The sequence below is a fragment of the Amycolatopsis sp. NPDC051371 genome, from assembly GCF_040682155.1.
In the GTDB taxonomy this organism is placed as follows: domain Bacteria; phylum Actinomycetota; class Actinomycetes; order Mycobacteriales; family Pseudonocardiaceae; genus Amycolatopsis.
Genome location: NZ_JBFBAG010000037.1, coordinates 1 through 14,193 on the forward strand (window position 1 = coordinate 1; position 14,193 = coordinate 14,193).

Here is a 14,193-nt window from a genome sequence, read left to right on the forward strand (position 1 = left end):
GGATCGCGCCCTGGCGCCGCGAGTTGCCGCGTAACAGTGTTCTAACACTGTTACGCACTCACGACCCCCAGGTGACCCAGGCCGCCGTGCGAGACCCTGACCTCGCACGGCGGCCTTTCCGCGCGCGGACGAAGGCTGTTGTCGGAAAGTACAAACCAGGGCCCGAAATTCACCCTTCTTTCAGGGGTTTAGCCGTGGTCGCGGCCACACCCCAGCGTGTGTACTTCTTCACGAAGCAGCCCCGAAAGGACGTCCACAGTGGAATTCCTCCGACCCGCCACGCTGGCCGACGCGCTCGCCGCGAAGGCCGCGAGCCCCGGTGCGGTCCCGATCGCCGGCGGCACGGACGTGATGGTCGAGCTCAACTTCGACCACCGCCGCCCCGGCGCCCTGCTCGACCTCGGCCGTGTCGCCGAGCTGCACGAGCACGGCACCGAGGGCGGCCGGATCCGGCTCGGCGCGGCCGTGCCCTACACCCGGATCATCGCCGAGTTGGGCCCGAAGCTGCCCGGCCTCGCGATGGCCGCGCGGACCGTCGGGTCCCCGCAGATCCGCAACCGCGGTTCCGTGGGTGGCAATCTCGGCGCGGCTTCGCCGGCGGGCGACGCGCACCCAGCGCTGCTGGCCGCCGACGCCGAGGTCGAAATCGCCTCGGTGCGCGGCACCCGGATCGTCGGGGCGAAGGATTTTTACGTGGGGGTCAAGAAGAACGTCCTGGAGCCGGACGAGCTGATCACGTCCGTGCTGCTGGCCCCGGCCACCGGGCCCCAGCAGTTCAGCAAGATCGGCACCCGCAACGCCATGGTCATCGCGGTCGCCGCCTTCGGGCTGGCGCTGCACCCGGAGCAACGGCGCGTCGGCACCGGCGTCGGCTCGGCCGCGCCCACCCCGCGCCGGGCCCTCGAAGCCGAGGAGTTCCTGGCCGGCGAGCTGAACTGGGACGCGCCGAGGGCACTCAACGACTCGGTGAAACGCCGCTTCGGCGACCTGGTCGCCGGGGCAGCGTCGCCGATCGACGACGTCCGGGGGAGTGCGGCCTACCGGCGCCACGCCCTGGGCGTGATGGCTCGACGCACCCTGACCTGGGCCTGGGGCGAATACTGCGAAGGGAGCGCGAAGTGCGCGTGAACGTCACCGTCAACGGCGAGCATCGCCGGGCGGACAACGTCTGGGAAGGCGAAAGCCTGCTCTACGTGCTGCGCGAGCGGCTCGGTCTGCCGGGCTCGAAGAACGCCTGTGAGCAGGGTGAGTGCGGCTCGTGCACGGTCTACCTCGACGGCGTTCCGGCGTGCGCGTGCCTGGTCGCGGCCGGGCAGGCCGAGGGCCGCGACGTCGTCACCGTCGAAGGGCTCGCAGACGGCGACGCGCTCGACCCGGTTCAGGAGTCGTTCGTCGAACAGGGCGCCGTCCAGTGCGGGTTCTGCACGCCCGGCCTGCTCGTGGCCGCGCACGACCTGATCGAGCGAGTCCCGGACCCCAGCGACGTCGAGATCCGCGAGGCCCTCGCGGGGAACCTCTGCCGCTGCACCGGGTACGAGAAGATCCTCGACGCCGTCCGCGACGCGGCCGCGAAGAAGGCGGTCCGATGAGCGCGCCGGCCCGCTCCCCGCAGGAGCTGCACGACACGATCGCCGGCGGCATCGGCGAGAGCCCGCTGCGCCCGGACGGCACACTCAAGGTGCGCGGCGAGTTCGCCTACTCCTCGGACCTGTGGCACGAGGACATGCTGTGGGGCGCCACCCTGCGCAGCCCGCACCCGCACGCCCGGATCGTCCGCCTCGACGTCTCCCGTGCGCTCGCCCAGCCCGGCGTGCACGCGGTCCTCACGCACGAGGACGTACCCGGTGAGAACGTCTACGGCCTCAAGTACCAGGACACCCCGGCCCTGGCCGCGGACCTGGTCCGTTACCAGGGCGAGCCGATCGCCATCCTGGCCGCCGACCACCCGGAGATCGCGCGGCAGGCGCTCAAGGAGATCGTCGTCGAGTACGACGTCCTCGAGCCGATCACCGACCCCGAGCGCGCGGCCCACGACGACACCGTGCCGAAGCTGCACCCGGACGGGAACCTGGTCCGCCACCAGCGGATCGTCAAGGGCGACCCGACCGCGACCGCCGACGTCGTCGTCTCCGGTGTCTACGAGATCGGCATGCAGGACCAGGCGTTCCTCGGGCCGGAGTCCGGGCTCGCGGTGCCGGCCGAGGACGGCGGCGTCGACCTCTACCTGGCCACCCAATGGCTGCACGTGGACCAGCGCCAGACGGCGAAGGCCCTGGGGCTGCCCCTGGAGAAGGTGCGGCTGACGCTGTCCGGTGTCGGCGGCGCGTTCGGCGGCCGCGAGGACCTGTCCATGCAGATCCACTCGTGCATGCTCGCGCTGCGCACCGGGCGTCCGGTCAAGATGAGCTACAACCGCCTCGAGTCGTTCTTCGGGCACGTCCACCGGCATCCGGCGAAGATGTACTACGAGCACGGCGCCACCCGCGACGGCAAGATCGTCTACGTCCGGGCGAAGATGTACTTCGACGGCGGTGCGTACGCGTCCAAGACTCCGGTCGTGGTCGGCAACGGCACCACGCTCAGCGTCGGCCCGTACGACGTGCCGAACGCGCACATCGAGGGCTGGGGCGTCTACACGAACAACCCGACCTGCGGGGCGATGCGCGGCCTGGGCGCGGTCCAGCCGACGTACGCGTACGAGTCCCAAATGGACAAGCTCGCGTCCGCATTGGACATGGACCCCGCGGACCTGCGGATCCTGAACGCCTTGAGCGAAGGGTCCACTGTGGTCACCGGCCAGGTGGTCGACTTCCCGGCGCCGGTCGCGGAGCTGGTCCAGCGCGTCCGGGACCTGCCGCTGCCGCCCGAGCCGACCGGTGAACGCGACATCCGCGAGCTGCCCGGCGGCGCGTCCAACACCACGCACGGCGAAGGCGTCGTCCGCGGGATCGGCTACGGCGTCACCATCAAGAACATCTCTTACGCCGAAGGGCTCGACGACTACTCGACCGCCCGCGTCCGGCTGGAGGTGCTCGGCGGCGAGGCGGTGGCGATGGTGCACACCGCCGCGGCCGAGGTCGGCCAGGGCCTGGTGACGCTGCAGCAGCAGATCGCCCGCACCGAGCTGGGCCTGACGCGGGTGAGCGTGCACCCGGCCGACACGAGCGTCGGCGACGCGGGTTCCAGCTCGGCGTCACGCCAGACCTACGTCACCGGTGGCGCGGTCCGCAACGCCTGTCGCGCGGTCGCCGAGGCCGTCTACGCCCGGCTCGGGGTGCCTTCGGAAGGCATGTCGCTCACGGGCGGGAAGGTCGTCGCGGCCGACGGCGAAGTCGTCGCGGACCTGGCCGAGCTGCTGGGGGAGACCGCGATCGAGGAGACCCGCGAGTTCCACCACCGGCCGACCTACCCGCTCGACCCGGAGACCGGCCAGGGTGACGCCCACGTGCAGTACGGCTTCTCGGCCCACCGCGCGATCGTCGACGTCGACCTGGACCTCGGCCTGGTCAAGGTCGTCCAGCTCGACTGCGCCCAGGACGTCGGCAAGGCGATGAACCCCGACGCCGTCGTCGCCCAGATCCAGGGCGGCTCGGCGCAAGGCCTCGGCCTCGCCGTGATGGAGGAGATCCTGGTCAAGGACGGCAAGGTGCGGAACCCGTCGTTCACCGACTACCTCATCCCGACCGTCCTGGACATGCCGCCGATGCGCGTCGACGTCCTCGAGCGGCCCGACCCGCACGCGCCCTACGGCGTCCGCGGCGTCGGCGAACCACCCACGATCTCCGCGACCCCGGCGATCGCCAACGCCATCCGCGCGGCCACCGGCCTCGAGCTGCCGCGCGTCCCCATCCGCCCCGAACACATCACAGGAGTTTGAGATGACCACGTCGATTTCCGCCGAGACCGAATGGCTCGACGAAGCCGTCCGCATCGCGGAGACCAACGTCGCGAACGGCGGCGGCCCGTTCGGCGCGCTGATCGTGAAGGACGGCGAGATCGTCTCTACCGGCGTCAACCGCGTCACCGCAAACCTCGACCCGACCGCGCACGCCGAAGTCGTCGCGATCCGCGCGGCCTGCCAGGCGCTCGGCACGTTCAAGCTCGACGGCTGCGTGCTCGTCTCCAGCTGCGAACCGTGCCCGATGTGCCTGTCCTCGGCGCTGTGGGCACGCGTCGACAAGGTCCTCTTCGCCGCCGACCGCGACGACGCGGCCAGGGCCGGCTTCGACGACCGCGCCTTCTACGAACTCTTCGACCGTCCGCGCGACACCTGGACGGTCCCCGTCACGCGACTGTCCGCAAAGGACGGATTCGCGCCCTTCGCGGCCTGGCTCGACAAGAGCGACCGCACCGACTACTGACCTCACCGCTTACTGACCCACAAGGCCAGCTGACCGGAGCACAACCGAATCGAACGTCCCGCTCGCCCAGGCACGGTGCTGTGCCTCGGCCTGGCCGAGCACACCCACCGGCAAGGGCAGGACGCATGACCCAGGTAGAGATCCACGAGCCCGACCTCGACGAAGTACCCGAACCAGCCCGCCGCACGCTCCTGGACCGCGTGTTCGAGCTGCGGGCCCGGCAGAGCACGGTCGGCCGCGAAGTCCGCGGCGGCGTCACGACGTTCGTCGCGATGGCCTACATCGTGCTGCTCAACCCGCTCATCCTCGGCGCCTCCGCCGACATCACCGGCGCTCGGCTCTCGGCCGCGCAGGTGACCACGGCGACCGCGCTGGCCGCCGCCGTGATGACCATCCTGATGGGGGTCGTCGGCAACGCGCCCCTCGCGCTGGCCGCCGGCCTCGGCATCAACGGCATCGTCGCCTTCCAGATGGCACCCTCGATGACGTGGGCGCAGGCGTTCGGGCTGGTCGTGCTCGAAGGCGTGTGCATCGTGCTGATGGCGGTCAGCGGCGTCCGCGAACGGATCATGAACGCCATCCCGCGGCCGCTCAAGATGGCGATCACCGTCGGGATCGGGCTCTACATCGCCCTGGTCGGGCTGGTCAGCGCCGGGTTCGTGACCCGGATGCCGGACGCGGCGGAGACCACGGTCCCGGTGCGGCTGGGGGCGAGCGGGCACCTGCACGGCTGGCCGATCGTCGTGTTCTGCTTCGGCCTGCTGCTGATGATCGTGCTGATGGCCCGCAAGGTCCCGGGCGCGGTGCTGATCAGCATCGGGGTCTCCACCGTGTTCGCCGTGGTGTTGCACCAGGTGTTCGGCGTCGGCGGCTGGGGCCTCACCACTCCCGCCTTGCCCGACCACGTCGTCGCGGCGCCGGACTTCGGGCTCTTCGGCCACATCGATCTGTTCGGCGGGTTCGCTTCCGCGGGGGCGCTCGCGGCCACGGTCTTCCTGTTCACGCTGGTGCTGTCCGGGTTCTTCGACGCGATGGGCACGATCACCAGCGTCTCGGACGAAGCCGGGCTGTCGAAGAACGGCAAGGTCCCGCGGATGGGCCGGATCCTGCTGGTCGACGGCGCGGGCGCGATCGCCGGCGGGGTGACCGGTTCGTCGCCGAACACGGTGTTCCTGGAGTCTGCGGCAGGTGTTGGCGAAGGCGCCCGGACGGGTCTCGCGAGCGTCGTCACCGGGCTGTTGTTCGCCGGGACGCTGCTGTTCACGCCACTCGCCGGGGTCGTTCCGGCCCAGGCCGCCGCACCCGCGCTGGTCGTCATCGGCGGCATGATGGTCGCGCAGTGCCGCAACATCCCGTGGCACGACCCGGACTACACGATCCCGGTGTTCTTGACCGCCGCGTTGATCCCGTTCACCTACTCGATCACCAACGGCGTCGGCGCCGGCCTGATCGCGTTCGTGCTGATCAAGATCGGTCGCGGCAAGTGGCGCGAGGCCGGTTGGCTGCTTTCCCTGCTGGCGCTGGTGTTCGCGGTGTACTTCGCCGTCGACGGCGTCGAAGCCCTCTTCCGCTAAGGAGTTCCGGTGACCCTGATGTTCTTCAACGGCGGCGCCATGCGCGGCGAACCGCTGCACCACCTGCTCGACGGTTCCCCGTTCGTTTCGACGGCGAAGACCGCGCCGAAGTACCGGTTCTACGCCGTCGGCGAGCAGTGCCCGGCGCTGTACCCGGTGTCGCACGGCGGCGCGGAGGTGGTCGGTGAGGTGTACGACGTCTCGCTGGACGACCTGCGGGACAAGGTGCTCCCGTCCGAACCCCACGAGCTGGAGCTGGGTGTGGTGGAGCTGGCCGACGGCAGTTCGGCGTTCGCCATGCTGCTGCGGCGGCCCTACACCTCGCACGTCGCGCTGAGGGACATCACCGAAGTCGGCGACTGGCGGGCGTACAAGGCGAGCGTGTGAAGGTCCTCGTCGCACCGGACAAGTTCAAGGGGTCGCTGACCGCGGCCGAGGTGGCGTCGGCGGTGGCTTCCGGCCTCGCCGACGTCCACCCGTCCCTCACGGTGCACGAACTTCCGGTGGCCGACGGCGGCGACGGCACGGTGGACGCCGCCGTCGCCGCCGGGTTCCGTCGCGTGCGGGTCCCGGCGCGCGGCCCGACCGGCGTGCCGGTGACGGCGTCCTACGCGGTCCGTGGGGACACGGCTGTGGTCGAGTTGGCGGAGGCGTCCGGGCTGCACCGGCTGCCCGGGGCGCCGGCGCCGCTGACCGCGACGAGCGCCGGCACCGGCGACGTGCTCGCGGCGGCGGTGCGGGCGGGGTGCCGCCGGATCGTGCTCGGCGTCGGCGGCAGCGCCGGCACGGACGGCGGCGCCGGGATGCTGGCCGCATTGGGGGCCCGGCTGCTGGACGGCGCGGATCGTGAGCTTCCCTTCGGCGGCGAGGCGTTGTCCCGGCTCGCTTCGGTGGATCTGTCCCGGTTGGACTTGTCCGGAGTGGACATCGAACTGGCTAGCGACGTCGACAACCCGCTCTACGGGCCGCGTGGTGCCGCGTGCGTCTACGGCCCGCAGAAAGGCGCGTCCCCAGATGACGTCGAGACGCTGGACGCGGCGTTGCGGCACTGGGCGTCTCAGATCGGGCCGGAGTTCGCCTCGAAGCCCGGCGCGGGGGCCGCCGGGGGAGTGGGCTTCGCCGCGATGGCTGTGCTGGGCGCCCGGATGCGCCCGGGAATCGAGCTGCTGCTCGACCTGCTCGGCTTCGACGCCGCGTTGTCCGGAGCCTCGCTGGTAGTCACCGGGGAAGGCTCGCTGGACACGCAGACGTTGTCCGGCAAGGCCCCGGCCGGGGTCGCTCGAGCCGCGGCGGCCAAGGGCATTCCGTGCGTCGCGGTATCCGGACGCTGCCAATTGTCCACAGTGGAGCTGGCCGAAGCGGGCATCTCGGCCGCGTACGCGCTGACCGACCTCGAACCGGACCCGGCGCGGTGCATGGCGGAGGCGGCGCCGTTGCTGCGCCGCCTCGCCCACCGCGTCGCGATCGATTACTTCTCGCTGTCCAAGTGATCGAGCTGGGCGGCGGCGTAGCGGTCGCCGGACGCGGCGCCGGCCGGGACGGCGGCCTCGATTTCCGCCAGGTCGTCGGGCGTGAGGTCGAGGTCGGCGCCCAGGGACTCGGCCAGCCGGGCGCGGGTGCGGGCGCCCACCAGCGGAACGATGTCCTCGCCCTGCGCGGCGACCCACCCGATGGCGAGCTGCGCGGTCGTGACGCCCTTGCCCGCGGCGAGCTTGCCCAACGCGTCGGTCAGCGCCAGGTTGCGGTCGAGGTTCTCGCCCTGGAACCGCGGGCTGTAGCCGCGGAAGTCACCGGCGGTCAGTTCGCGCGACGGCGTCCAGTGCCCGCTGAGCAGGCCGCGGGACAGGACGCCGTACGCGGTGACGCCGATGCCCAGCTCGCGTGCGGCCGGCAGGATGTCCGCCTCGATCCCGCGGGAGAGCAGCGAGTACTCGATCTGCAGGTCGGAGATCGGGTGCACGGCGGCGGCGCGGCGCAGGGTCTCCGCGCCGACTTCGGACAGGCCGATGTGGCGGATGTAGCCCGCCCGGACCAGGTCGGCCAGCGCACCGACCTGGTCTTCGATCGGCACGGCCGGGTCGAGCCGCGCCGGGCGGTAGACGTCGATGTGGTCGGTGCCGAGGCGGCGCAGGCTGTAGGCGAGGAAGTTCTTGACGGCCTCCGGGCGGCTGTCGTTGCCCAGCCAGGCGCCGTCCGGGCCGCGCAGCGCGCCGAACTTGACGCTGATCACCGCCTGGTCGCGGTTGCGGCCGCGCAGCGCGTCGCGCAGCAGCATTTCGTTGTGGCCCATGCCGTAGAAGTCGCCGGTGTCGAGCAGGGTGACGCCGGCGTCGAGGGCGGCGTGGATCGTCGCGACCGACTCGGTCTCGTCGGCCGGGCCGTAGAGGTCGGACATGCCCATCAGGCCGAGACCGAGGGCGCTGACGGCCGGACCGGTCCGGCCGAGGGTGCGGGTGTGCATGGGTTCTCCCTGTTTCCGTTGATACTTGACACAACGTATCACCGATACCGAACGACTGCTACTCGGGATTTGTTATCATTGGAACCATGGTGACGAAGACGGCGGTGGACACCCGCGAGCGGATCCTCGAAGCGGCAGCCGCGCTGCTGGTGGCGGAGGGGCGCGACGGCCTCTCGACGCGCGCGGTGAGCGCGGCGGCGGGCGTCCAGCCGCCGGCCCTCTACCGCCTCTTCGGCGACAAGGACGGCCTGCTGGACGCGGTCGCCGCGTACGGGTTCGACGAGTACCTGACGAGCAAGCGCGAGCTGGGCTCCACCGGCGACGCGGTCGAGGACCTCCGCCGCGGCTGGGACTTGCACGTCGAGTTCGGGCTGTCGCGCCCGGAGTTCTACGTGCTCATGTACGGCGACGCACGCCCAGGCCGCACGTCGCCGGCCGCCCGGGAGGCCGAGGCGATGCTGCGGAGCATCGTCGAGCGCGTCGCGCAGGCGGGCCGGCTCCGCGTGAGTGTCGAACGCGCGGCCCGGCTGGTGCACGCGACGGGCATGGGCGTGGTGCTGAACCTGATCGCAACGCCGGAGGCGGAGCGCGACGCCGAGTTGTCGGAGACGGCCCGGGAGACAGTGCTGAGCCGAATCCTCGCCGGCAACGAGGAGCCGACGGGATCCGACCTGCCGGAGCGCGCGATCGCGTTGCGCGCCGGCCTCGACGGCACGGCGGTGCTGACCGACGCGGAGCGCGTGCTGTTGGCGGAGTGGCTGGACCGCATCGCCGACGCCTAAGCCCGGCCCTCGGAACCCAGGCCCCCCGCAACCCCGATCCGAAGCCAGAACACGGCCGGCGGCACCGGGTCAAGGCACGCTTTCCCGCCTTGACGCGGCGCTGCCGGCCGTAGTCACAATCAGGCGCCGGGGTGGCGGAGAACCAGAACGTCGCCTTACCCCGTCCAGCCCAGAGCTGGATCGATCCAGCCCGATCGGACATTGCCTGTCACCGGGACGTAGCCCAATATGTTGCCGCTCGCAACATATTGACGACAACGCCGTCGGAGGGTCTCGATGATCAGGTGGAAAGCAGTCCTGGCCTGCGCCGGAGCAGGACTCCTACTGGCCGGCACACTGCCCGGCACAGCCCAGGCAAGCGGCACCGCAACGGACTGCTGCGGCGGCGGCGCCTCCTGGGCAACGGGCAACAAATCCGCCATCGGGACCTCGACGACAACCGCGAGTCCCGTGTGGTTCACCGTCGCCGACGGCGTCACTTCCGAAGTCTTCTACCCGCGCGCCGACGTCCCCAACATGCAAGACATGCAGTTCGTCGTCACCGACGGCAGCACCTTCGTCGACCTGGAGCGTGACGCCACGAACCACGTCGTGAGCATGCCCGACGAGAAAGCCCTGCAGTACACCGTCACCAACACCGCCAAGAGCGGCAAGTACCGCATCACCACGGACTACGTCACGGACCCGACCCGCGCGACTCTCATGAGAAACACGCGCTTCCAATCCCTGGACGGCGGAAGCTACAAGCTGTACCTCCTGGCCAACCCGTCCATGGTCGGCGGCGGCGCCAACGACAACGCCTGGTGGGACGGCAACGGCCTGCTGGCCAGCGGCACCGAGACGCTGTTCGGCGGCACGGCCACCACCGTCATCTCCGCGCTGCGCGTCTCGACCGGCTTCACCGCGCATGACAATGGCTACAGCGGCGCGGGCAGCGACTGCCTGGTCGACCTGCGCGCCGACAAGACCCTGAACAACCAGTTCGACGCCATCTCCGGCACCGGCAACGTCGTCCAGTGTGGACAGATCCCGGTCGGCACGGACACCACGTTCACCGTCGCGCTCGGCTACGGCGGCACCGCCGCGGCCGCCACGTCCAACGCGACCGGCTCGCTGAGCAGTGGGTTCACCGCCCTTTCAAGCTCCTACCGCAGTGGCTGGAACTCCTACGTGGGCGGGCTGAAACCCGCGCCCGCGAGCGTTTCCGGTGACACGCAACGGCGTCGCGCCTACTACGTCGCGGCGATGGCGCTCAAGACCGCCGAGGACAAGCAGCACCCCGGCGCGAGCGTCGCGGGCCTCGCGACGCCGTGGGGCAACTTCACCAACGGCGACCAGCTCAACGACGGCTACCACCGCGTCTGGGGCCGCGACCTCTACCAGCAGGCGACCGGCCTGCTCGCCGCCGGCGACAGCGCGCAGGCCAAGCGGATGGCCCAGTTCCTCTGGAACTCCCAGTGGATCGGCAGCCCGACCGCGGGTGACGGCATGACGTACCCGGCGGGCTCATTCCCGCGCTACAGCCCGGTTTCCGGCGTCGCCGGCGCCAGTGCCCAGCAGCTCGGCTGCTGCGAGCAGCTCGACCAGGACGCCGACGCGATCCTGCTGGCCTGGCTGACCGGCCTCACCGACGCCTCGACCTACGCCAAGGTCAAGACGACGGCGAACCACATCGTCGCGGCCGGCCCGGACACCACCGAGCGGTGGGAGGAGCAGTACGGCAAGTCGCCGTCGTCGGTGGCCGCCGAGATCGCCGGGCTGATCGCCGCGGGCGCCCTCGCCCGGGCCAACGGCGACACCGCGAGCGCGACGTCGTGGGAGTCCACCGCGGACTCGTGGCGCAACTCCCTGGCCGGCTGGACCGTCACGACGTCCGGTTACTGGGGCGGGCACACCTACTACGAACGCCTCGACCGCGCCGGGAACCCCAACGACGGCGCGTCGCTCTGCTTCGACGAAGGCTGCTTCTACGAACACGACGTCACCGACTTCGGCTTCCTCGACCTGGTGCGGCTCGGCATCCGCCCGGCCGGCGACGCGACGATCGCGAACTCGGTCGCGCCGACCGCGGCGGCGGCCGACGGCAACTCGTCGATGCAGGTGACGCTGCCCAACGGCGACGTCTACTTCCACCGCTACCCGCACGACAACTACGGCGAGAGCACCTCGACGTGCAACGGCTGGCCCGCGGGCGGCAGCCAGCGGTTCGGGCGGCTGTGGCCGGTCCTGTCGGGGGAGCGCGGGCAGTACGAACTGGCCAACGGCCGGTCGGCGGCGGTGTACCTGAAGTCCATGGCGGACTCGGCCAACGACGGCTACTTCGTGCCCGAGCAGGTCTGGGATCGCGGTGACGTCGGCTGCTTCGGCCTGGGCCGCCCGACCAGCAGCGCGGGTCCGCTGATGTGGGCCGAGGGCCAGTACCTGCGGCTCGCGCAGAGCATGGACGCGGGCCACAACCTCGACACGCCGTCGATCGTGCAGGCCCGCTACCCCTTCTGAGTGCTCAGCTTCCGGGCCCGGGTCAGCAGCTTCTCGACCCGGGCCCGCAGCTCCGGGGTTTCGTGGCCGAGGTCCGGCAGCAGCTTGGTGTAGTCCGTCACGAGACTCCGGTACCCCTGGGCGAACTTGCTCCGGCTCTTCTGCCGGGCGTACCGCTGGTCCAGGTCGATGATCCGCTGGGCCAGCACGGCCGCGGCCGCCGCCAGCTCGGTCCGCTCGTCGGCTTCGGCCTCGCGGCGTTCTTTTCGCGCCACCGCGACCCGCCCGGCCCGGCGCGCGGCGAGGTAGAGCCCCAACGACCCCAGGGCCACCGCCGCGACCGCGGCCGTGGCGATCAGGTACCGCGGCAGCGACGGGCTGACCGTGCGGCCGCCGTCGGGAATCGCGCCGGAGCGCACCAGGAGGTCGTAGTTGACGACCAGCACCTTCAGCGCGTCCACCGGCCGGTCGGCGAAGCCGTCGATGCCGTTGCCGATCATCGACTCCGCGACGAACGCCTTGCCGAAGTTCTCGTCGTCACGGCCGGGCAGCCGGGAACAGCCGTACTTCTCGTAGTCGTCGCCGTCGCGGCTGAGCATCACGGCGAGGGTGCCGTCGGCCGCGCCGCCGAGGCTGTCGCACGCGTCGCTCAGGTCCGCGCCCGGTTCGAGGAAGGCCACCACGAGCCGCCGGTTGCCGATCACGCGTTCCGCGGCCGGCTGGTCGAGCGTGACCCCGGGCGCGACGTACACCGACGCCGACCGCAGCTGCCGGGCGACGGGGCCGTCGAACACTCCCGCCGACCACACCGCCCAGCCCGCCAGAACCAGGCAGCCGAGCAGCGCGACCCCGAACGCAGAGCCGAAGAACCGCTTCACGTGAGCCTCCCGCGCAGGTACTCGGCCGGCCGGTACTCCGGGCGGCGCAGCAAATCGGCCGTGGTGCCGAGATCCGCCTCGGCCGAGTCGAGCAAGCCGTGGACGTGGCTGTCGGGGAGCTTCCCGGTGAACGCCTCCCTGGCCGCCGTCAGCTGGGTGATCCCGCGGGTCAGCGCCGCGGCCGAAGCGCCGTCGGTGAGCCCCGAGACCTCGACGGCGAGCGCGGTCAGGCCGGCCAAGCGGGTCGGCACGCCGGCACCGGAGGGGTGGTCCGGCCGGACCACTCGGCGGGCCGAAAGCACGAGGAACCCGACCGCGCAGGCGGCGAACAGCCACGGCAGCACGGGCAGCGCGACGCGGAGCGGGTCGAACGGGGTGTAGGGGAGCGGGCGGTCGAACAGCCCGGCGTAGCGGATGGCCGTGACGCGGTCGAGCCACGCGCCCAGGACGTTGCGCTGCGGGTAGGCGTACGTGCTGAGCCGGTCGGCGAACTGGCCGTAGAAGCTCGCCGTCACGACCTCGGAGAAGGCGGCGGCCGACGGGCCGTCGTACTCCACCCATTGGCCGTACAGCACCACGATCGGCCGGCCGGGGAACTCCTTCGCCAGCGCCGGTCCGAAGTGGACGAGCGGCTGCCCGGCCGGCTGCTGCGGCAGGGCCACGTACAGCGGCTGGGCGCCAGGGAACGCGGCGGTGGTCGCGGGCGCGTCCTTGAGCGTCGCGCCCGGAGCGATGTACCGGCCGGTCCCGCGCAGCTGTGCCGTGACCTCGGCCAGTTCGGCGGCGGTCGGGTCGCGGCGGGCGAGTGCGGGCTGATCCGGGGCGTCCGGCTGGTGGTTGAGGTGCGCGGCCAGGGTGGTCAGCGACTCCGTGACGTCGCCGGTGGCGAACTCGTGCATCCACTCGGACGCGCGGTCGGGCGAGGCCTGCAGCGCCCCGCCGGTGACCTCGGTGCCGATCACCTGGACGGTCGCGTCCTCGACGTTCTTCACCCGGTCGCGGGCGTCTTCGGGGAGCCCGGGCGGAGCCACGATCACGCGGACCCCGGCGCGGCCGGCCGCGGCCTGCACGGCCTGGTCGTCCCAGGTCGCGATCGCACCCGGCAGCCGCACGACGGGCGCGGCTTTCACCATCGCCGTCAGCTGCTCGGCCGACGGGACGGTCGCACCGCTCAGCTCGCCCGCCGAGCCCTCCGGGATCGGATCCGCGGCCGTGGGCGCCTGGCCGTAGCTCACGTCGGTGCTCTGCTTCTGCACGAGGAGGAACGTCACCAGTACGGCGACGGCCGCGGCCAGCAGAGCCCAGCGCAGCCGATCGATCCGGTCAACCACGGGCAGCCGCCTGCCAGAGCGCGTCGGCGCGGCGCGCGTGTTCCTCGGCCGCCCGGGCCGCTCGCTCGCCGCCGTGGTCGGCCACGATGGTCTCTGCCCGCGTCAGCAGCTGCTCGGCTTCGAGCAGGGGAGCGGCGGCCGCGTCCCGGCTCACCGCCGCGCTGTCGATCGCGGCCCGCGCGGCTGACCAGGCGGTCCGCCGGCGCAAATCCCGGTCTCGCCACCAGGGCACGGCGACGACCCCGGCCCCGGCGGCGGCGATCACCACCGCGCCGAGCACCCACACAAGCCACGTCATCCGGCCACCTTCGCACCTCGATCTTCGGCG

The 14,193-nt window shown here is 71.6% G+C and carries 13 protein-coding genes; 9 read left to right on the top strand and 4 right to left on the bottom strand.

The genetic code is table 11. From position 1 onward, the window contains the following. The first annotated feature begins 258 nt into the window (after positions 1 to 258). From AB0M59_RS36495 to AB0M59_RS36525, 7 genes are all read left to right on the top strand, one after another. Positions 259 to 1,128, top strand: a complete 870-nt coding sequence (locus tag AB0M59_RS36495; protein WP_364624555.1) for an FAD binding domain-containing protein — start codon at positions 259 to 261, stop codon at positions 1,126 to 1,128. Beyond that, the gene (locus AB0M59_RS36500) at positions 1,119 to 1,589 is read left to right on the top strand and encodes a (2Fe-2S)-binding protein (protein ID WP_364624557.1); all 471 of its coding nucleotides are present in this window, start codon (positions 1,119 to 1,121) and stop codon (positions 1,587 to 1,589) included. The genes AB0M59_RS36495 and AB0M59_RS36500 overlap by 10 nt, the downstream gene beginning before the upstream one ends. Continuing rightward, complete coding sequence (gene pucD / locus AB0M59_RS36505; protein WP_364624559.1) at positions 1,586 to 3,877, top strand: xanthine dehydrogenase subunit D; 2,292 nt, start codon at positions 1,586 to 1,588, stop codon at positions 3,875 to 3,877. Before AB0M59_RS36500 ends, pucD begins: the two co-directional genes overlap by 4 nt. 1 nt (position 3,878) lies before the next feature. Further along, positions 3,879 to 4,361, top strand: coding sequence for a nucleoside deaminase (locus tag AB0M59_RS36510; protein WP_360687233.1), 483 nt, complete (start codon positions 3,879 to 3,881; stop codon positions 4,359 to 4,361). 125 nt (positions 4,362 to 4,486) lie between these two features. Continuing rightward, on the top strand, positions 4,487 to 5,935 hold the full coding sequence (locus AB0M59_RS36515) for an NCS2 family permease (protein WP_364624561.1): 1,449 nt from the start codon (positions 4,487 to 4,489) through the stop codon (positions 5,933 to 5,935). A gap of 9 nt (positions 5,936 to 5,944) precedes the next feature. Beyond that, positions 5,945 to 6,322 (top strand): gamma-glutamylcyclotransferase, encoded by a 378-nt coding sequence (locus tag AB0M59_RS36520; protein ID WP_364624563.1) that lies wholly within the window; start codon positions 5,945 to 5,947, stop codon positions 6,320 to 6,322. After that, on the top strand, positions 6,319 to 7,425 hold the full coding sequence (locus AB0M59_RS36525; protein WP_364624565.1) for a glycerate kinase: 1,107 nt from the start codon (positions 6,319 to 6,321) through the stop codon (positions 7,423 to 7,425). Before AB0M59_RS36520 ends, AB0M59_RS36525 begins: the two co-directional genes overlap by 4 nt. On the opposite strand, the gene AB0M59_RS36530 is transcribed toward AB0M59_RS36525, so the two are convergent. Beyond that, the gene (locus tag AB0M59_RS36530) at positions 7,404 to 8,396 is read right to left on the bottom strand and encodes an aldo/keto reductase (RefSeq protein WP_364624567.1); all 993 of its coding nucleotides are present in this window, start codon (positions 8,394 to 8,396) and stop codon (positions 7,404 to 7,406) included. The genes AB0M59_RS36525 and AB0M59_RS36530 overlap by 22 nt on opposite strands. An 86-nt stretch (positions 8,397 to 8,482) precedes the next feature. On the opposite strand from AB0M59_RS36530, the gene AB0M59_RS36535 reads away from it, so the two are divergent. Both AB0M59_RS36535 and AB0M59_RS36540 read left to right on the top strand, forming a co-directional pair. Continuing rightward, positions 8,483 to 9,178: a TetR/AcrR family transcriptional regulator gene (locus AB0M59_RS36535; RefSeq protein WP_364624569.1), complete on the top strand. Its 696-nt coding sequence runs from the start codon at positions 8,483 to 8,485 to the stop codon at positions 9,176 to 9,178. Positions 9,179 to 9,454: 276 nt separating this feature from the next. Next, positions 9,455 to 11,677, top strand: a complete 2,223-nt coding sequence (locus AB0M59_RS36540) for a glycoside hydrolase family 15 protein (RefSeq protein ID WP_364624571.1) — start codon at positions 9,455 to 9,457, stop codon at positions 11,675 to 11,677. Here AB0M59_RS36540 and AB0M59_RS36545 read toward each other — a convergent pair. Genes AB0M59_RS36545 through AB0M59_RS36555 form a run of 3 tightly spaced genes read right to left on the bottom strand, consistent with a single transcriptional unit; the run spans position 11,665 to position 14,163 of the window. Then, complete coding sequence (locus AB0M59_RS36545) at positions 11,665 to 12,534, bottom strand: hypothetical protein (RefSeq protein ID WP_364624573.1); 870 nt, start codon at positions 12,532 to 12,534, stop codon at positions 11,665 to 11,667. The two genes, AB0M59_RS36540 and AB0M59_RS36545, sit on opposite strands and share 13 nt — an antisense overlap. After that, positions 12,531 to 13,865 (bottom strand): hypothetical protein, encoded by a 1,335-nt coding sequence (locus AB0M59_RS36550; RefSeq protein WP_364624575.1) that lies wholly within the window; start codon positions 13,863 to 13,865, stop codon positions 12,531 to 12,533. Before AB0M59_RS36550 ends, AB0M59_RS36545 begins: the two co-directional genes overlap by 4 nt. Continuing rightward, complete coding sequence (locus AB0M59_RS36555) at positions 13,858 to 14,163, bottom strand: DUF6403 family protein (RefSeq protein WP_364624577.1); 306 nt, start codon at positions 14,161 to 14,163, stop codon at positions 13,858 to 13,860. The genes AB0M59_RS36550 and AB0M59_RS36555 overlap by 8 nt, the downstream gene beginning before the upstream one ends. Positions 14,164 to 14,193: the final 30 nt, after the last annotated feature.